This window comes from Catenulispora rubra (assembly GCF_015356825.1).
In the GTDB taxonomy this organism is placed as follows: domain Bacteria; phylum Actinomycetota; class Actinomycetes; order Streptomycetales; family Catenulisporaceae; genus Catenulispora; species Catenulispora rubra.
The window spans coordinates 1-20061 of sequence record NZ_JAACYW010000148.1; the positions used below are offsets into that span (position 1 = coordinate 1).

Below are 20061 nucleotides of genomic sequence, written 5' to 3' on the forward strand. Positions count from 1 at the left end.
CCCGGACACCGTCACCACCCTCGTCCAGGCCTGCTCCCAAACCCGACGCACCCGCCTGTCCTACCGCTCCGAAGCCGGCCACCAGCGGGACATCGACGTCGACCCCTGGGCCCTCGTCGTCCGCCACGCCCGCTGGTACCTCCTGTGCTGGTCGCACACCTCCGGCGCCCGCCGCGCCTACCGCATCGACCGCATCCACGCAGTCGAGCTGCTCGCCACCCCCTTCGACCCGCCGCCCGCCGACCTCGACCCCGTCGCGGCCCTGGAGGAACACCTGGCAGCGGGCTGGAAGTACACCACCGAGCTGATCATCCAAGCGCCGATCGACGCGGTGGCAGCACAGTGCCCGCGCGTCCTGGGCACCCTGGAACCCCTCGCCCCCGACTCCTGCCGACTCACCGGCACGACCGGCAACCCCTACTGGTACGTCCAGCAGCTCACTGCGATTCCAGCCCCATACCGCATCATCGGCAGCCCCGAGCTCCGCCACGTAGCGCACGAACTGGGCCAACGCCTGATCGCCGCCACAGCCTGAGCCGCACCCGGTTACCCGACCGTTCACGTCGAACAGGACCAGCGACGCTGCCGATCGGTTCACCGACACTGAGCGCGAACGGCACCGGCGAGCGGACCGGTTTCGGGGGTTTCGTCGACCGCCGGCATCGCTCCAAGGGAAGGTTCCGTTCGCGGAAGACATGTTCCGAGTGTCAGACGGCCACCCGGAATGGGAGCGCTTCCACGACTGGGCGGGCTGATCGGAAAGCCTTCACAACGAAGGCTTTCCGACCGCCGGCCGAGCCGATTCGAGCCGAGCCGAGCCGATCCCCGCGAGGTCAGCCCTTGGCCGTGACCTGCCGCGTGTTGTACCCCTCAACCTGCAATTCCGGCTTCCCCGAAGGCAGCGCGCTCTCCGGGAACGACACCGAAAGCGTCCGCGACTCGCCGGGTAGCAGCCAGAGGTAGTTGTCCTCGTACAGCGTCGGCAGCACGCGCTCGCCGGAGTGCGAGTCCAGCAGCGACAGCCGGACCATGGCCGCGACCGCCGAGCCCTGGTTGCGGACGGTCGCGGTCGCCTGGCGCCGCCCGTCGCCAGTACTCTTCGCGCTGCTGATCGACGCAGTGATCCGGGTCTGCTGCGCCGAGTTCAGCGCCTGCATCGCGGACGGAGCGTTGTAGCGCCAATACGTGTTCTCCGACAACGTGTGACCAGAGCCGTCCTGCAACGTCAGCCGCAGCAGGTGCAGATCCGGCAGTGCGCTGCCAAACGGCACGGTGAACGCCTTCGCGCTGTCCGCCGCGCTGACATCGATCGCAGAACTCTGCGTCGCCCCAAGCTGCCGACCGGACAGGTCGTAGAGCCGCGCCGAAACCGTCACCCCACGCAACGCGTTCGGCGTGTGATTCAGCGCGACGACCTGCCAGCCGACCGGATCGGCTTGCACGTGCACAGGTTCGCACGCGCTGCGCGCACCGTAATACATGCCGTTGACGTCGAAGTCGTAGTCATAGGTCTGCCACACCGTGCTGTGCCACGCCGGATGCGACATCCACAGCATCAGCCCACTGGCATCCGCCCACAGGTTCGCGTTCCAGGCCTCGAACATCGCACGCGCGTTCTCGTAGTTGACGAACTGGGCCTTGCGCGCGAAGTCGTCGAGGTTGTCAGAAGGCTGCAACCGGGCCTCGATGGCGGCCACGTACTGCCCCGGCGCCTGGTTCCCGTACTGACTCCAGTCGTGGTAGTACCACGGGCCCCCGATCGGCCACGCGGGCTCGTCCCCGGCCATGTCCCGCATACTCTGCGCCGTGGAGACGACGGGCATGCCGATCTCGGTGTGGAAGCCGAAACCGCGGCTGCCGTACGTCGTCGGATCGAAGTACCGCGCCGGCTCCACCCAGTTGTACGGACCGCCGCCGGTGATGTTCCCGCCCGCCGAATTGCTCTGGTAGAGCGTGCCCGGCGCGCCGTTCGTGACGGCGGTGCGCATGCCTTGGTCGATGGCCTGCGGCGGGTTCCCCTCGTTCGCGCCGCACCAGATGACGATGCTCGGGTGGATGCGGTAGCGCAGCACCGTGTCGGCGGCGAGGGTGTTGAACGCGTCGTGGTCCGGCGGGTCCATGCCCCACGCGTTCGGGAAGTCGTTCCAGACCAGCAGCCCGAACTCGTCGCAGGCCGCGAAGAACTCCTCGCGGTCGCTGGAGGCGACCCAGTTGCGGATCATCGTGAAGTTCATGTCGCGGTGCATCCGGACCGCCGCGTCCATCCGCTCGGCGGGCATCCGGCGCAGCAGTTCGTCGAAGCCCCAGTTCCCGCCGCGACACAGCACCCTGACACCGTTCACGCTGATCTTCAGCGACTCCGGCGCCAGGTCGACCGACTTCACGTCCGTCCACGTCGAGCCGTCGTCGGAGACCTGGATGACGTACGTCTTCGGATACGCGGCCTCCCACAGGATCGCCACCTTGTCGAAGGTGTGCGCCGACCCGAGGTCGACCTGGATCCACTGGTCGTCGGCGTAGGAGGAGGACCAGCGCGTGCCGCTGTTGCCGTCGGTGGCGTTGACCGCCGGGTTCGACGAATCCTCGCTCGACGCCGTCGTCGGCTGGTGCAGGGCCAGGTCCGTGCCGGGCACGGCGCCGTTCAGGACCGAAAGTGTCCAGAGAGAGTTGCCCCAACTGGTCTCGCGCAGGCCGCAGTCGATCCGCACGTAGCGGCCGGACGTGGCCGGGAACGACTCGACGTCCAGGCTCGCGTCGCCGCCGTTGAACGGCAGCGGGATCGCGGTGTTGTCCACGCTTGCCGCGTCGGTCCACGTCGCACCGTCCACCGAGACCTGCACGCCGTAGGTGCGCGCGTAAGCCTGCTCCCAGGTTACGGCGACCTGGTCGAAGGCCTGCGAGGAGCCCAGGTCGACCTGGATCCACTGGTTGTCCGCGTAGTCGGACGACCAGCGCGTGCCGGCGTTGCCGTCGGTGACGTTGGCCGCCGGGTTGGAGGGGTCCTGACTCGATGCCGTCGTCGGCATGTGCACGGCCAGGTCGGTACCGGGCGTGGCGCTGTTCAGGACGGCCAGCGTCCAGATGGAGAAGCCCCATCCGGTCGCGCGCGCCTCGCAGTTGATCCGCACGTAGCGCGCCTGCTGCGCACCGAGCTTTACGGTCTGGGTGTAGGCGTCGGGCGTCGCGACGAACGGCAGCGGGGTCTTGTATTCGTAGTCGAACTGCCGGATGCCGAAGCGGGTCCGGCGCTGGTCGCTGGTCCGGCCGTCGACCGCGACGGTCAGGGACAGGTCGTGCAGCTTCGCCTCGCCGTAGCCGTTGGGCCACCACAGCTGCGGTTTGCTCAGCTTCAGCTGGGGGAACGCGGCCGGCGTGAACGTGACGTCGAGGCTCTGACCTCCCGGCACCGTGACCGTCTGCGCGACCCGCACGCCGTCGAAGGATGCTGTCACGGTCGCGCTGCGAGCGGCGGAGGCTGCGTTGCGCACGGGCACCACGATGGTCAGCGCCGCACTCGACGTATCGGGCAGCGCGGGCAGCGCCGTGTCCACGCGCGGGTCGCCAGCCAGCACGTCGCCGGTGGCGCGTAGCCGCACGTGGTTCCAGATGCCGCTGGCCCGGTCGCGGACGGCCGGCATCCAGTCCCAGCCCGAGAGGGACAGGTACGTGGGGGAGTTCTGGTTCATCATCTGCGCGCCGGCGTCCACCCACGACTGTCCGGCCGGGCCCTTGTCGCCGGGGCTGCCCGGGACCGGCATCGGGGTGATCTTCACCGCGAGCGACTGCTGGCCGGAGACCAGGTGCGAGGTCACGTCGATCGCGGCGCGCGCGTACGGGTAGGTGAGGCTGCCGACCTGGGTGCCGTTGAGGAAGACGTCGGCGTGGTGGTTGACGCCGTCGAACTCCAGCCAGACGCGGCGGCCCGCGCTGGTGTCGAGGGCGTGGGGGAGGGCGAAGTCGCGCTTGTACCACCAGGAATGGCGCGACAGGGCTTCGGGGATCTGCAGGTTGCCGAACCCTGCGACCGGATCGGGCAGGTGCCCCTGTTCGACGAGCGAGGCGAGGACCGTGCCCGGGACGGCGGCGGGGAGCCATCCGCTGGTGTCCACGGTCGGTAGGGACAATGCGGTCCCGTCGCCCGGGGCCCAGTCGTCCATCGTCAGGACCCAGCCGGATTCCAGCGGGACCGTGCCGTCGGCGGCCACTTTCAGGTCGGGGGCGTGGTGGTCGTGCCGACCCCAGTCGGTCCAGCCGGTGGCGTGCGGCCGGGGGCCCGGGGCGGTGCCGTAGACCTCGAAGCCGTTGAGTCCGAGCGGGTTCGCGTCGGAGCGCTTGGTCGCCGTCAGCCGGACCCAGCGTGCTGAGACCGGTGCGGGCAGATCGATCTGCACCGTGCCGCCGGTGCCCGTCGAGGTCTGATACACGCTCGTCCACGACTTCTTGTCGGAGGAGACCTCGACCTGGAACGCCACCGCGTAGCTGGAGAGCAGTTCCTGGCCGGTGGTCCCGTCGGACCAGTTGCCCGAGGACGGCTTGACGAAGACCGGATCGCCTGCGGCGGCCTCGAAGGTCAGGTGGACGGACGTCACCTGGCAGAGCGACTGCAGATCGACCGAGATCCACTGCGGGTCGCCGGCCGCGGCCCGCCAACCGGTGCCCCTGACGCCTGCGGAGGACACCCGGTCGACGGCGAACGCGCCGGGCGTCGGGGCGTAGTCGGTCGAGGAGACCTCGACCGGGCGGTACAGGGCGAGTTCGCCGGGTGTCGGGGTCGGGCGCGCGGCGTTCGCCGGCTGGGCCGCGGAGCCGGTGGGGCCGGTGGCCGCGAAGCCGGTGCCGGGGAAGGCGGCGTCGAGCGAGAAGCCCGCCAGCAGCGACGCCCCGGCGGTGATGACGCTGCGCCGCGAAGCGTGGAAGGGCTGATCAGCCTGTGGTGCCATGTACGGACGTCCATTCTCGAGAGTCGAATGACAACGTTGTCGCCGCGTGAGGGGGATTTAACTAGGGCGTCGAGTCCAGTGTCAAGGTTCTCTCGGGCCGCCGGTTGCCGGTGTTAGGGGCTTGACGTGCGGGTTCTTCGGCGCGGAGCGGCTAGTTCCGGAACTTCGCGCACCGGGCGGAGCCGGTGGCGCGAACCTGACAACGTTATCGGGGTCGTCCGGTTACCCTGGTGCCACAACCGAAGCCAAGAAGGGGTGGTCCAGGTGCGGCAGGAGACGGCGGAGCCATCGGCGCGGCCCACGATGAAGGACGTCGCGACGGCCGCCGGGGTCGGGCTCAAGACGGTGTCGCGGGTGGTCAACGACGAGGCCGGGGTCACCGCGGCGACGGCGGCGCGGGTGCGTGAGGCGATCGAGCTGCTCGGGTTCCGGCGCAACGACGGGGCCCGGCTGCTGCGGCAGGGGAGTCGCACCAGCAGCGTGGGGCTGGTTCTGGAGGATCTGGCCGATCCGTTCTATGCGTTGTTGAGCCGGGCCGTGGAGGAAGTCGCGCGGACTCAGGGCTCGCTGATGCTGGCGGGGTCCTCGGACGAGGACCCGGGGCGCGAGCGGGAGCTGACGCTGGACTTCTGCGCGCGGCGGGTGGACGGGCTGATCATCGTGCCGACGGCTGCCGACCATGCTTGGCTGGCGCCGGAGCTGGCGGCCGGGACGGCGATGGTGAGCGTCGACCGGCCGGCCACCGGGGTGGACGTGGACACCGTGCTGTCCGACAACCTCGGCGGCACCGTCACCGGCGTCGACCACCTGATCCGGCAAGGCCACCGGCGCATCGGCTTCCTCGGGGACTCACCGGACATCTACACGGCCTCCGAGCGCTTGGCCGGGTATCGGCAGGCGATGGCCAAGGCCGGCTACGGCGTGCGGGAGGGCTGGGTCGAGATGGGCAAGCCGGATCCGGTGGGCATCAGCCTGACGCTGGACCGCATGCTGTCCGGTCCGGAGGCGGTCAGTGCACTGATGTGCGGGAACAGCCGGATCACGGTCGCGGTGCTGCGCGCGCTCGCCGCCGGGGAGCGCCGGGTGGCGGTCGTCGGGTTCGACGACTTCGAGCTGGCCGACATGTTGCCGACGCCGGTGACGGTGGTGGCGCAGGACCCGGTGCTGCTGGGACGGATGGCTGCGGAACTGCTGTTCCGGCGGATGCGGGGGGAGCGCGGGAAGGTGCAGCGGTTGCAGGTGGCTACGCGGCTGATTCCTCGGGGGTCGGGGGAGATTTCGGGTTGAGCTGGCTTTTTGGGGATGGTCGGGCGTCGCTGACAACGTTGTCCGGGATTGCCGCCGACGTCTGATCGCCGATGTGCTGGGCAGGGTTTTGGTGTGCTGCTTCAAGCGCGAGTGAATCGGTAAGCGATCTGTAAGCGCCCTCCCGTAGCGTCCGAAAAGTGGTCTGTGCACGGGGCAGACCACATCTTTGCGTACGCCCTGACACCAGGCATGTGACAAACTGCGGTCGTGAGGGTGTACTTCGGCGTGCTCGGGCCGCTGCGGGTCGAGGTTGAGTCCGAGGTGGATGTCGAAGGTGGGTCCGGTCGGGCGGCTGTTGGTGCGCCGGAGCGGCTGCCGCGGTCGCCGGTGCTCAAGGGGCTGCTCGGGGTTCTGTTGTTGGCCGAGGGGCAGCGGCTCAGTGCGGGGCGGTTGCTGGACCTCGTGTGGGGCGACCAGGCCACGCAGGTCGGGCTCGGTGCGTTGCAGACCGGGGTCTCGCGGTTGCGGAGCTGGCTCGGGACGTTCGAGGACCCGGACCTCGTCCTGGACTTCGACGGCAGCGGCTACAGTCTGCGCCTGCACCCCGAGGCGGCCGACCTCGGTCGGTTCCGGCAGGCGGTGGCGCGCGGCGACCTCGGCGCGGCGGTCGCGTTGCGGCGCGGGCCGGTGTTCGCCGACGCGGTGCGGGTGAGCCACACCGATCCGCTGCTGCGTACCGTCGAGGAGGACGTGCGTGCCGCGGTGCTGGCCTTTGCCCAGGCGGCGCTTGCGGACGGGAGTCCCGAGGCCGCCCTGCCGCACCTCGACGCCCTGGCCCGGGATACCCCCCTCGACGAGCCGGTGCAGGCCGCGCGCATGCGCCTGCTCGCCGCCGACGGCCGGCCGGCCGAGGCGCTGCGCCTCTTCCAAGCGCTGCGGCAGCAGGTCGTCGACGAGCTCGGCGTGGAGCCCGGTGCTCAGGTGCGTGAGGCCTACTCCGAGGTCCTGGCCCTGGACAGCGACGTGCAGAGTGCGGCGCCACGGCCGCTGCCGGTTCCTGCTCAGCTGCCGCCTGATGCGGCGGCGTTTGTCGGGCGCGAGCGTGGGACGGTGCGGATTCGCGAGGCTCTGGCTGCCGGGCGGCTCCCGGTGATCGCCGGCATGGGCGGGATCGGCAAGACCGCGCTGGCCGTCCGCCTGGCCAACCAGGCCCGCGGCGACTTCCCCGACGGCCAGCTCTACGTCGACCTGCGCGGGGCCGGCACCGACCCCGCCGATCCCGGCCTGGTCCTCAGCGGGTTCCTGCGCGCGCTCGGGGTCGAGCCCGGGCAGATCCCGGAGACGTCGGTCGACCGCTCCGCGCTCTATCGCAGCGTCCTGTCCGGCCGCCGGATCCTGGTCGTCCTGGACAACGCCGCCGACGAGCAGCAGGTCCGGCCGCTGCTGCCCGGCGCTGCCGGAGGGTCGGGCGCCGCCGCGCTGGTCACCAGCCGTGCGGCGCTCACTGCGCTGGACAACTCCGAGCTGGTCGACCTGTCCGTGCTGTCCCCGTCCTCGGCGTTGGCGCTCCTGGAACGCCTGGTCGGCGCGGAGCGGGTGGCCGCCGAGCCCGAGGCCGCAGCGGAGATCCTGCGCGCCTGCGACCACATCCCGCTGGCGGTGCGGGTCGTCGGGGCCCGGCTCGCCGGGCGGCCGCGGTGGAGCCTGGCCCGCATGGCCGGGCTGGTGCGCGACGAGCGGGACCGGCTGGACCAGCTGCAGGTCGGCGACCTGGCGATTCGCGCGAGCTTCGGGCTCAGCTACGACCGGCTGCCGACGGCGGCGCGCCGGCTGTTCCGGCTCCTGGGCCTGCTCGACGTCCCCGACTTCGCCTCCTGGGCCGCCGCCGCGGTCGCCGACCTCGGGCTCGAAGAGGCCGAGCGCCATCTGGAGACCTTGGTCGACGCCCACCTACTGGAGGTCGTCGGCGTCGAACCCCGGCTGCGGTACCGGTTCCACGACCTGGTCCGGCTGTACGCGCGCGAGCAGTCCGACGCCGAGGACGGCGCCGCGTACCAGCTGGCAGCCGTGGTGCGGGCGGTGGGCGGCTGGCTGTGGTTCGCCGAGCGCGCCGCCGACCGGATCCCAGGACCCTGTTACGCCCCGATCCACGGCCCCGCGCCGCGCCGGCCGTTCCCCGGCGTGTCCGGCGCGCTCCTGGCCGACTCGCTGGCCTGGTTCGACACCGAGCGGCCGGCGCTGCTGGCGATCACCCGGCAGGCCTGCGCCCTGGACCTGGTGTCGGCGGCGTGGGACCTGGCGGCCTGCCAGGAGAAGCACAACGATGTCCGCGGGTTCTACGACGAGTGGCAGACCGTCAACCTGGCGGTCCGCGAGCTGTGCCGGACGGCCGGCGACCGGCTCGGCGCGGCCGTGCTGACCCGCGGGCTGATCGAGGTGACGACCTGGACCGGGCCCGACGACGGCAGCCAGACCATGGTCGTCCTGCACGAGCGGGCCATGCGGCTGTTCGAGGAGTTCGAAGCGCTCGGCGCCGACCGCGGCGCCGCCGACGCCCTGGTGATGGCCGCCTGGAGCCTGGTCGCCCAGGGCCGGCTCCCGGAGGCGCTGGCCGCGGCCGGGGAGGCCATGGCCCTCGCCGACAAGAGCGACCACCCCGGCGGCCGGGCGCGCGCCCACCAGATCATCGCGATCGCGCGCAGCGAGGACGACGACCTCGGTCTGGCCATCGACCACTTGTCGCAGGCCCTTGAGATTGCCAGAACACTGGGCAACACCCGGTTCGAGGCCGCCGCGGCCCAGTTCCTCGGCGCGGCCTACTGCCGCGTCGGCGACGGCGAGCGCGGCGAGGACCTGCTCACCCGCGCGCTGGTGATGGCCCGGGCCTTCGACGACCGCTACACCGAGACCTTCTCCTTGCTCTACCTGGCGAAGTACTACGCGGCGATCGGTGACGTGCGCGCCAGGGCGGCCGTGGAGACCGCCGAGGCGATCAGCCGCCGCAACAAAATGAGCCACCACCTCGCCGACGCGCTGCTCGTCCTCGGCCGCCTCGACCTGGCGGCCGGCGATCCGGTCGCGGCCGTCGCGCACCTGGAGGAGTCCGTCGAGCTGTGGCGGCGCCGCGGCTGGGGATCGTTCCTGGCCGAGGCGCAGGAGACGCTGGACAGCGCTCAGGCGGCGGCCGCCGCGACAGCCGGCTGAATCGTTGTAGTCGGCGCTGAATCCGCTGCTGCCAGCGTCGAAATAACGCGGTACGCGCGCCGTGGCAAATCAGTAAGTAATCCGTAAGCGCTTGTTCGTACTTTGTCTTCAGGACCCTGCGGGGACAGGGTTCTGCCTGCTTGCGATGCCACCCGTAAGGAAGACATGAACAAGAACGGACATCGGCGCGGATGGGCGCGGGCTCTGGGGTTGTGGCTCGCCGCCGCGCTCCTGGGCCTCGCGGCGCCTCTTCTCGCGCCGGCCACCGCGTCGGCCGACGGACCGCCGACCGGTAACGACAAGCCCGTGCTCCTGCTGCACGGCTGGCAGCTCTCCGGCGAGGCGGACTGCCCGGCGGACGACATGTGGGGCCCGGCGCTCGACCTGTTCCACCAGTGGGGGTGGAAGGGCCAGGTCCACACCATGGGCTACTACGGCGCCGACAAAGGCTGCTCCGACCCGTTCGCCAGTGGCGACGCCACCCAGCCGATCCCCGACCTCGGCCGACAGCTGGCCTGGTACATCTACAACCACGACGCCGCGTGGGGCGGCGGCCAGATCGGCGTGGTCGCGCACTCCATGGGCGGCCTGATCATCCGGGACGCCATCGCCGGGACCCGCACCCACCGCGCGGGGTACCCGCCGTCGATCCCGGTCGACAGCGTGGTCACCCTCGGCACACCGCACCAGGGCACCACCTTCGCGGCCACCCAGGGGTGCCGGCTCAGCAAGGCGGCCAGCCCGTCCAACGAGTGCTACCAGATGATCCCGGGCTCGGACTTCCTCAACGGCCTGCCGGTCGACTCCGGCCAGGACACTCTGTGGGCCACGATCGGCGCGGTCGAGGACGGGGTCGTCGGCGGCGACTCGTCGGTCAACCTGTCCGTGGCGAGCCCGCAGATCCGCTATGACGACAGCCAGGGCCTGAGCCACAGCGGGCTGCACGATGGCAGCAACTCGCGCACCAGCGGCTGGACCGCGCAGTTCTCCTACAACGGCGGCCGGACCTGGAACGACCAGTACACCGGCTCGCCGCTGCTGGAGGCGTTCCTCCTGGCCCAGCGCGACCCGGGCAAGTTCACGCCCCCGCCGCCCCCGCCGCCGAACGACTGCAGCGCGCACGGCACGCCGACGTCCGCGGCCGCCGGCGCCGCGATCGCGGCGGCCTGCTCGCAGGAGAAGGCGGGGACCTGGTACACGTGGGGCGGCGGCCACGGCTCCGCGCCCGGCGCCACCTACGGGATGGTCGACGCCACCGACCCGGTCCGCAGCAAGAACGACCCCTACCGGATCGGCTTCGACTGCTCGGGCCTGGTGCGCTGGGCCTGGTCGCAGGCCGTCGGGTACGACGTCATGGGCGACAGTACGGCGGCCGGCATCTTCAGCATGCCCGGTCAAAGGCTGGGCACCGACACCTCGGCGCTCCAGCCCGGCGACATCGTGTTCTGGGGCGTCTCGAACGTGCACCACGTGGCCATCTACCTCGGCGCCGGAAAGATCGTCGAGGCCCGGGAGTCGGACACCCACGTGATGGTGTCCGACCTGACCAGCCACAACATGGCCGACTACGCCGGCGGCCTGCGCTTCGCCGCCGGCGGCAGCGGCGGGGGCAACCACATGACGTGGGGCTCGAACGTCAACGTGCGCTCGACGCCGTCGGTCAGCGGCTCGGTGGTCGTCAGCTTCCCGGGCCCGTCGCCGATCAACGTGGACTGCCAGAAGCACGCGGAGTCGGTGACCGCCGAGGGCGTCACGAACGACGTGTGGGCGCACCTGTCCGACTACAACGGCTGGGTCTCCAACATCTACATCAAGGGCGGCTACTGGCTGGACGGGGTGCCCGACTGCGGCGGCACCGGCGGGTCGGGCGAGCACTCGACGTGGGGGACGAGTGTGAACGTCCGCTCCCAGCCGTCGGCCTCGGCCTCGGTGGTCACCACCTTCGCCGCACCGACCGCGATCCACATCGACTGCCAGAAGCACGCCGAGTCGGTGACGGCGGCCGGCGTCACCAACGACGCCTGGTCGCACCTGCCCGACGTCAACGGCTGGGTGTCCAACATCTTCGTCAAGGGCCCGGCCTGGCTCGACGGCGTGCCGGACTGCGGCGGCGGAACCGCGGCGGGCTCGTACAGCTCGTGGGGCACGTTCGTGAACCTGCACGCGCACCCGTCCGCCGGGTCCGACGTCAAGGGGACGCTGGCCGGGCCGACGACGGTCAAGATCGGCTGCCAGAAGCACGCGGAGTCGGTGACGGCCGAGGGCATCACCAACGACGCCTGGTCCTACCTGCCGGACTACAAGGCCTGGGTCAGCAACATCTACATCAAGGGCGCGGCCTGGCTCGACGGGGTCATGGACTGCACCAAGCCGCCGGCGCTGGACCCGGACACCGGCGGCGGCACCGGCACCGGCACCGACGGGCAGTGGAGCACGTGGGGGACGAACGTCAACCTGCACTCCCACCCGCGGACCGACAGCAGCACGGTCACCACGCTGGCCGGCCCGACGGCGGTGCAGATCGGCTGTCAGAAGCACGCCGGCGCGGTGACGGCGGAGGGCGTCAGCAACGACGCGTGGTCGTACCTGCCCGCGTACAAGGCGTGGGTCAGCAACATCTACATCAAGGGCGCGGCCTGGCTCGACGGGGTCATCGACTGCACCGTGCCGCCCGCGCTGGATCCCGAGACACAGACCTGAGATGCGGTGTTTGTCATGGTCTCTTCTGACTGACACGAGTGACTAGCCCGACTGACTAGCCCGACTGACTAGCCCGACTGACTAGCCCGACTGACTAGCCCGACTGACCAGTTCGACTGATCAATAGGAGAACCCTGTGCGAAAGCGCATAAGCACCGCAGCAGCCTTGTCTGCTCCGAGGCCCCGAGCACTGCCTATCCGCCCTACGGTCAGGACCCGGGTCCGGTGTATCTGATCGTCTTGACACCGGGGCACCACGCTTCCTGTCCCTGATCCCACCGGGTTCCTTTCCCGGTGGCCAACGGGGCCCGATCGCCGAGGGGGCGGTCGGGCCCCGCCCCTGTCAGATGACGGGAACAGGGGGAGTTTCGAGCAGCATGCGGTCACCGTCGATGCCGTGCTTCAGCGCGGCTGCGACGTCCTCGTGCGGGGTGCCCGGCCGTATCGCGCTGGCCTCGTCCAGGTGCTGATAATGCTGGTCGCTGAGTTCGAGGTTGAGGGACTGGAGGTACGCCTCCAAGTGCGCCAACGTGCGGGGGCCGACGATCGGGATCAACGCCGTCTGCGCGAGTGCGGCCCGGCGGCGCAGCCAGGCCAGGGAGACCTGGACCGCACTGGTGCCGATCTCGTCGGCGATCGCCAGGACGGCGTCGACGACGGCGGTGCGCTGTGCGGTGCCCTCGATGGCGTCGCCGCGTGCGTTGAGCCGACCCTTTCCGTCCTGCCGATACTTGCCGGTGAGCAGCCCTCCGGCCAAAGGGGAGTACAGGAGCACACCCAGACCATGGGCCTGCGCCATCGGCAGCAGTTCCCGTTCCGCGGACCGTTCGGCCAGGCTGTATTCGGTCTGGACGCCGACCAGGGGCGCCACAGTGCGCAGGTCCGCCCGGACCGCGGCGCCGGCGACCCGCCAGGCCGGGAAGTTGGACAGCCCGCCGTGCCGGATCTTGCCCGCGCGGATCAGGTCGTCGAACCCGGCCAGGATCTCCTCGATCGGGGTGGTTCCGTCGGGGAAGTGCGGCATGTAGACGTCGACGTAGTCGGTGTCCAGGCGACGCAGGCTGGCCTCCAGGGAGCGGACCATGACCTTGCGGCTGTTGCCGGTGGTCCCGGGGCGGGGCCGGGCCTGCCTCGTCCCGCTGTACTTGGTGATCACCACGAAGTCGTCGCGCCGGCCGGCGAGGAGCTTGCCGACCACGGTTTCGGCCTGCCCGTCCTGGTAGATGTCGGAGGTGTCGACCGTGGTGCCGCCGGCGGCGACGAAGGCCTCGAAGATCTGCCGCGAGCCCTCGGGGCCGGCGCCGGCGTCCGAGGTGGCGAAGTTCGCCGTTCCCAGCGCGTACTCCGACACGCGCAGTCCGGTCAGTCGGCCGAAGGTCTGGTAGCGCACGGCTGCTCCTGAAGGTCGGTGTCGCGGGGTAGACTCCACGGTATCAAAAAAAGCGAGGGGTCACTCTTTTTATGCCCAAGGTCAGTCAGGCGCACCTCGACGCCCGCCGTCAGCAGATCCTGGACGCCGCCCGTGCCCGGTTCGCCAGCCACGGCTTCGCCCACACGTCCATGGCCGACATCGTCACCGAGTCCGGCCTGTCCAACGGAGCCATCTACCGGTACTTCACCAGCAAGGACGAGATCGTCGTCGCGGTCTGCGAGCAGGCGGGCGAAGCGCTGCCGCAGGAGCTCACCGCCGAGACCGTCACCGGCTTCCTCGAACACGTCCGCACCCTGGCGCGCGAGACGGGCCACGCCCGGCTGGTGGCCCAGATCTACGCCGAAGCCGCCGTGTCACCGCCGCTGGCGGCCGTCGTCCAACGCCAGCTCGCCGCCATGCGGGCCGCGGTCGCCGCGTCGGTCCCCGACCCCCGGCGCCGGGACGCCGAGCAGATCGCCGAACCGTTCGTGGCCCTGTGCAGCAGCTACGGCCAGCAGTTGGCCGTCCGCGGCGACGTCGACTCGGCGCCCTTCGTTGCGGCGTTGATGGCGATCATCGAGGGATAGCTAGGGATAGCTAGGGATAGCCACAGCTCGCCGTCTCGCAGGGTGACGCCCGCCTGCCGCCCGGTAGAAGGGCTGCTACCTTCCGCGTCATGGTGGACCACAGCGACAGCGCAGACCTCCGGACGCTGGTGACCGACGCCGACGGCGGCGTCGTCCTGTTCGGCATCACGCCGCCCCGCCTGAGCACCGCGCCCGAGCGGATCCGGGAGATCACCGCGGCCACCTTGGCGCGGTTGGACGCCCTCAATGTGGACGGCCTGGCGCTGTACGACATCGACGACGAGAGCGACCGCAATCCGGCGGAGCGGCCGTTCCCCTACCTGCCGACCCTCGATCCCGCCGTGTATCACGCGGAATACCTCGGGGAGTGGAAGCGTCCGGCGGTCATCTACCGGTGCGTCGGCAAGTACACGGAGTCGGAGCTGCGGACCTGGCTGGAGTCCGCCGACACGGACCGGGTGTTCTCGGTCTTCGTCGGTGCGTCATCGAAGGCGAAGACGGTGCGGATCCGTCTGCCGGAGGCGCACGCCCTGCGCCGCGACGTCCGTCCGGGCCTGTTGCTCGGCGGCGTCGCCATCACCGAGCGCCCTGATGAGCATCTGCGGCTGATCGCCAAGCAGCAGGCGGGATGCGCGTACTTCATCTCGCAGGTCATCTACAACGCCGACGCGGCGAAGAGCATGGTCTCCGACTACTACTACGCCTGCCGCGAGCAGGGGCTTGAGCCGAAGCCGGTGCTGTTCACGCTCTCGGTGTGCGGCTCGGTGAAGACGCTGGCGTTCCTCAAGTGGCTCGGCGTCGACGTCCCTCGCTGGCTGGAGAACTCCCTGCGCCACGCGGACGACACGCTGGCCGAGTCGTACCAGCAATGCCTGACGAACGCCCGCGACCTGATCGCCTTCTGCCGCAAGCTCGGCATGCCGTTCGGTTTCCTGGTGGAGAGCGTGTCCATCCGCAAGGTGGAGATCGAGGCCTCGGTCGCCCTCGCCGGCGAGCTGAGCGGCCTGCTCGGACGAGGTCGGCCAAGTCAGGTGAGATGACCGCGCGATGGGCGATTTGATCGAGAATTCCTTGGCTTAATCAGGCATCTCAAGGCATAGCTACGTTATAGTCTGGCGTCTTAATGCGTTTGAGTGACTTGATGGTCCTTGTTTCCTTTTGCCCTGGTTATCATCGTCGCTCGTGACGAATGGTCAGGGCGTGATCGTCCTCGGTGCGGGCCCGGCGGGACTGGTGTCGGCCAACATCCTGAACGACGCCGGGGTCGACTGCGTGGTCCTCGAACGCTCCACCCGCGAGCACGTGCGGACGCGGGCCCGGGCCGGGTACCTGGCCCCGAACACCGTGCGGATCCTGGAGCGGCACGGTCTGGCCGAGGGGGTGCGGCGGCGCGGGCGGACGCACGGCGTCTGCGAGTTCCGCACCGAGACGACGCGCTTCCGGCTGGAGTACGAAGGGCTCGGCGCGCGGGAGCCGCACACCGTCTACCCGCAGCAGGACCTGGTCGCCGATCTGCTGGCGCGGTACGTCGAACGCGGCGGCCGGATCGTGTTCGGGGTCGAGGCGCAGGCGGTCCTGGGCGCCGACGGGCCCCGGCCCGAAGTGCTGGCGCACGATCCGGACGGGGCGCCGGTCCGGTGGTCGGCGCGCTACATCGCGGGCTGCGACGGTCGGCACGGGGCGGCGCGGCGGTCGATCCCGGCGGGTGCTGTCCGGCGGCACCGCATGGACCACGGGGTGTCGTGGCTGGGCCTGCTCGCCGAGGCGCCGCCGAGTCTGGACGCCGTGGGCTATGCCGTGCACGGCCGCGGCTTCGCCGGGCACATGGCCCGCAGCGCGGACGTCACGCGGTACTACCTCCAGTGCGAGCGCGGCGCCGGGCCGGATGCGTGGTCTGAGGAGCAGGTCTGGCAGGAGTTGTCCGTGCGCCTCGGTGCCGACCGGTTCGGGGCGTTGCGGCGGGGGCCGATCGTGCAGCGTGCTGTTGTTGACCTCGAATCCGACGTCTTGGAGCCGTTGCGGTACGGGTCGTTGCTCCTGGCTGGCGACGCGGCGAGCCTGATCAGTCCGTCGGCAGCCAAGGGTGCGAACCTCGCGGTGCTGGAGGCGGAGCTGCTGGCCGAGGCTTTCATCGCAGAGCTCGTACATGGTGATTCCGAGCCGCTGGAACGGTATTCGCATCGCTGTCTGGAGCGCATCTGGCGGGCGCAGGAGTTCTCTGGGTGGATGGTTCGGCTGCTGCACGGGACCGGCGGCTTTGACAACACCCACGGCTTCGACCACGCCGACAACTTCGACAATGCCCTGCGACACTCACGGCTGGAGTCGCTGCGCACCTCGCGGAGCCACCAGGACTGGTTCGCCGAGAACTATGTAGGCGTCTGAGCGCTCCCTAAATCCCTGAAGAACGCGCGCGTCCAAGGCGGACGCGCGATTCGCGCAACCCCAGAAACGAGGAAGCGTCCTTCCATGCTGACCGCTTTTCCCGACACGGCCCACCTGCGCACGACGGCCGAGTTCGTCCGCGACCAGGACACCGCGTCGCTGTTGGCACTGCTCCTGCCCGGGCTCGACGGATCGGAACTGCGGTCGCTCACCGAGCGGTGCCGCTTCACCCACGCCGCGGTGCTGGTCTTCCCGCCGGACTGGGACACGCTGCACGCCGAGCTGGCGGCGTGCGATCTGGCCGCCGACGCCGATCCCACGCCCAGCGTCGTGGTCAGGCAGCGGCTGGCGGCCCGGCATCGGCGGGACCCGGCGGCGCTCGACGTCCGGATCGTGCGTCCTCCGGTGCGGGGCCGGGGCGGCGAGGCGCGGATGGTCGAGGTGTTCGCGCTGCCGGTGCCGCCCGGGTCTGGCCTGGCGGAGGTCGCGGACGTCGAGCGGGCGCGGCAGTACGAGGCGCATGTGGCGTTCGATGTGGAGCGCGCGGATCCGCTGCTGTTGAGCGGGTTGCGCACTGTCCTGATTCGGCACGGTGCCACTCCGGACGGTGGTGGGTACAACCTGCATGAGAACGGCACGGTGTTTTACTTTGCGACGCCGCCCGATTCCAGGTCGGGCTATCGGCGGATGGAACTTTACGCGAGCGGTGACTTCCGGGACGTGCTGGCCGTGCACCTGGCTGAGCATCGCGCGGATCAGGATGCTGCGACGCTGCTGCGGTTGATGACCGGGGCGTGGACCACGCAGGCATTGGCCGCGTTCGCCGAACTGCGGGTGCCGGATGCGCTGGATACGGAGATCGGGACTGATCTCGACGTGCTGGCCAAGCAGACTGGGCTGCATGCGGACAGCTTGAACCGGCTGCTGCGGTACTTGGCGATGATGGGTGTGGTGCGGCGGGATGTCGGGAGCGGGGGTGGTGGTGATGGCGGCAGTGACGGTGGCGGCGGTCGGGGCGGCTGTGGCGGCGGCAGTGACATTGGCGGTGGCGGTGGCGGTGACAGTGATGGCGGCGGTGATGGTGGCTGGGATGCTGGCGGCGGCAGCTGGCGGCTCACCGGGCTGGGCTCCTTGTTGCGCACCGACGACTCGCACTCGATGCGATCCCTGGCGTTGATGTACGCGGGGACCTTCTACCAGTCCTTCACCGGGCTGGCTCACACCGTCCGCACCGGCCGGGACGGTTTCGAGCACGTCTTCGGCACTCACCACTTCGAGCACTTCGCCCGGCACCCCGGGCTTACGGATCTGTTCCAGCAGTCGATGGCCGCCAGTGCGCTGATGTTCGATCCGGTCCCGGACCATCCGGTGTTCGCCGCTGCTGTCGCGAGCGCTGCTGCGCAGAAGCGGCCGGCGACCGTTGTGGACGTGGCAGGCGGCACGGGTGCGCTGCTCGGCCGGATCCTGACTGCGCATCCCACCCTGCGCGGCGCCCTTCTGGAACGGCCGCACGTGGTGCCGGCCGCCCGGCAGGCGATGCAGGCCGCCGGGTGTGCGGACCGGTGCGAGTACCACGTGGGTGACTTCGCGGACGTGCCTGCTGGTGCTGATGTCTACCTGCTGTCGCGGGTGCTGCACGATTGGGACGATGAGCGCTGCCGGGAGATCCTGCGGCATTGCGTGAAGGCGATGCCGGAGCATGCCGATCTGCTTGTTTTGGAGCGCGTGCTTCCGGATGGGGCGGTGCCGTCGTTGGCTGGATCCTGGGACCTGCACATGCTGTGCAATGTGGGTGGGCGCGAGCGGCACACCAGCCACTATGCGCGGCTGTTGCGCGACGCAGGGCTCGAACTTGTTGCGCATTCGCCGCTGCCGTTGGAGGGGCGGCTGCTGCATGCTCGCAAGGCTTCCGGCACGTAGGAGTTCGTGCGCGTGGGGCTTCTTGCGCGTGAGGCGTCCCGCGCGTAAGACCTCCTGCGCGTGAAGCTTCTTGCGTGTGAGGCTTCCTGCGCGTGAGCGTGGCGGGGTGCTGCCGTTGGGGTGAAGGCGTGCTCCGCGACGGCGTGTTGGCGCCGGCTGGGCGCGTCGTCGCGCCCACAGTCCTTGCATGACAAGTATGCGACCGGCCGGGCGCCGGTTCAGGACCACTGCGCTGGCACTCGCCGGAACGATTCTGCTCACCGTGGCGGCGGCCCCGGCCACTCAGGCGGCTGGGGCTGGCCAGGCGGTCGGGGCTACCCAGGCGGTCGGGGCTATCCAGGCGGGCGAGGCCGTCCGCGCCGCTTCGGCGACCGGGTTCTCGATCCCGTTCACGGGGCCGGCCCGGTATCTGCCGTTGGCGCCGACGGAGGCGACTGCCGCCTCGGAGCTCCACCAGCCGATCGGGCAGCTGGCAGCGGACGCGCTCGCGGTGCGGATCGGGCTGCGGAGGTCGACGTCGTTCACCGAGCAGCAGTATTTGGAGTTCATCTCCGGGCAGGGGGTCGGCGGGGATCCCGCGTCGGCGGCGTTGGTGGACGCGAGCGTGCGGATCCTGACCAACACCATCGGGCACCCGCTCTACTCCGTCGTCAACGGGGTGCTCACGCCGACGGTTCTGGCCAGCTACGGCTTGTTCGTGACCAAGGACGGCTGGCTGGAGAGCCCTGCTTACCGGACCGCCCCGACGCGGCTGGTGAACACGGTGATCGCGCCCGGCGGGTACATGGGCCAGTGGATGAGGGCCAACGGCGCGACCTCTTCGCTGATCGCGCTCTACCGGTCGGCGTATTTGGTGGAGGCGGCGTTCGGGTTCGTGTGCCAGCAGATTTCCGGCCAGGCCCAGTTGGCGCCCAATACGAAGAACGGGAACGGGACGGGGATGTCCGCGGAAGTCGGCATGTCGATGGCCCCGGCCCTCTGGCTGACCAACTTCGCCCTCATCTACACGCTGAATCCGACGCTCGCGGCGGAGATGCCTGCTTGGTGGGCGCCGATTCCTGGCGCGGTGGCTACTGCGATCCTGGCGAGTCCGACGGGTCGGGTGCGGTACAGCGATTACGCGTCTGCGCTTCGCTGATTGCACATTGAAGACACATGAGGCCCTGGTGAGCATGGCTGCCAGGGCTTTTTGTGGTGCCTCTGCTCTATGTGTGGGTGCTGGTGTCGGTTGGTGTGTGGTTTACAGGCGATTTTTACGGCTTCGCCAATGGTTTGATGACCTCGCAGGGGGACGCAGTTCGGTTGAGCCCCGCGCGTTGCGCTGGCGGCCGCCGGTAATATATGTACAAGACCGCGCGTCGGTCCGAGTCACTGCGCATGCGTTTGGTCTGGCGGCTGTCTGCCGCGTTTGGTGGGTGCGTTGAGGCCTCTGGCGGGCCTCCTCGACGAGGGGGCGACCCGCGCGTCGGGCTTGATGCCGGCGGCCCGCGACTGTTCGGCTTTCTATCCGCTGTTGCCTGCGCCGCGTTGTTGGGTGGCGGTCGCTGCTTGTGGTCGCCAGGTTCTGGGTCCCTCGCCGCGTCATCGCCGTGAACGGAACCAGCCCGGTTTGGCGGAATCAAGCCGGATCACAGCTGCTGTGGTCCGGCTCCGTCCGGCTTGACAC

General features: G+C 70.1%; 11 protein-coding genes. 9 read left to right on the top strand and 2 right to left on the bottom strand.

Annotated elements, in window-relative coordinates; translation table 11 throughout:
- Positions 1-535 (top strand): helix-turn-helix transcriptional regulator (locus tag GWK61_RS32160; RefSeq protein ID WP_194915453.1); only part of this gene is annotated, 535 nt, incomplete at its 5' end.
- A gap of 298 nt (positions 536-833) precedes the next feature.
- Here the strand turns inward: GWK61_RS32160 and GWK61_RS32165 are convergent.
- Positions 834-4940: a discoidin domain-containing protein gene (locus tag GWK61_RS32165; RefSeq protein WP_194915454.1), complete on the bottom strand. Its 4107-nt coding sequence runs from the start codon at positions 4938-4940 to the stop codon at positions 834-836.
- A 303-nt stretch (positions 4941-5243) separates the two neighbouring features.
- On the opposite strand from GWK61_RS32165, the gene GWK61_RS32170 reads away from it, so the two are divergent.
- The 3 genes from GWK61_RS32170 to GWK61_RS32180 all read left to right on the top strand — a co-directional run bounded on the left by GWK61_RS32170 (position 5244) and on the right by GWK61_RS32180 (position 12092).
- On the top strand, positions 5244-6227 hold the full coding sequence (locus GWK61_RS32170) for a LacI family DNA-binding transcriptional regulator (RefSeq protein ID WP_194915466.1): 984 nt from the start codon (positions 5244-5246) through the stop codon (positions 6225-6227).
- Between the two features lie 228 nt (positions 6228-6455).
- Positions 6456-9392, top strand: coding sequence for an AfsR/SARP family transcriptional regulator (locus GWK61_RS32175; RefSeq protein ID WP_194915455.1), 2937 nt, complete (start codon positions 6456-6458; stop codon positions 9390-9392).
- 165 nt (positions 9393-9557) lie between these two features.
- Complete coding sequence (locus tag GWK61_RS32180) at positions 9558-12092, top strand: NlpC/P60 family protein (protein ID WP_194915456.1); 2535 nt, start codon at positions 9558-9560, stop codon at positions 12090-12092.
- 343 nt (positions 12093-12435) lie between these two features.
- On the opposite strand, the gene GWK61_RS32185 is transcribed toward GWK61_RS32180, so the two are convergent.
- A complete protein-coding gene (locus GWK61_RS32185; RefSeq protein ID WP_194915457.1) occupies positions 12436-13482 on the bottom strand; it encodes an aldo/keto reductase in 1047 nt (348 codons plus the stop codon).
- A gap of 71 nt (positions 13483-13553) precedes the next feature.
- On the opposite strand from GWK61_RS32185, the gene GWK61_RS32190 reads away from it, so the two are divergent.
- The 5 genes from GWK61_RS32190 to GWK61_RS32210 all read left to right on the top strand — a co-directional run bounded on the left by GWK61_RS32190 (position 13554) and on the right by GWK61_RS32210 (position 19533).
- The gene (locus tag GWK61_RS32190; RefSeq protein WP_194915458.1) at positions 13554-14090 is read left to right on the top strand and encodes a TetR/AcrR family transcriptional regulator; all 537 of its coding nucleotides are present in this window, start codon (positions 13554-13556) and stop codon (positions 14088-14090) included.
- Between the two features lie 89 nt (positions 14091-14179).
- Positions 14180-15130 carry a methylenetetrahydrofolate reductase gene (locus GWK61_RS32195; RefSeq protein ID WP_194915459.1) on the top strand — a complete coding sequence of 317 codons (951 nt, stop codon included), beginning with the start codon at positions 14180-14182 and terminating at the stop codon, positions 15128-15130.
- A 142-nt stretch (positions 15131-15272) separates the two neighbouring features.
- Positions 15273-16475, top strand: a complete 1203-nt coding sequence (locus GWK61_RS32200) for a 4-hydroxybenzoate 3-monooxygenase (protein WP_323747851.1) — start codon at positions 15273-15275, stop codon at positions 16473-16475.
- 84 nt (positions 16476-16559) lie between these two features.
- Entirely contained in the window at positions 16560-18395 is a 1836-nt protein-coding gene (locus tag GWK61_RS32205) for a methyltransferase (protein WP_228563287.1), read from the top strand.
- Between the two features lie 187 nt (positions 18396-18582).
- A complete protein-coding gene (locus tag GWK61_RS32210; RefSeq protein WP_228563288.1) occupies positions 18583-19533 on the top strand; it encodes a hypothetical protein in 951 nt (316 codons plus the stop codon).
- The last annotated feature ends 528 nt before the right edge of the window (positions 19534-20061 follow it).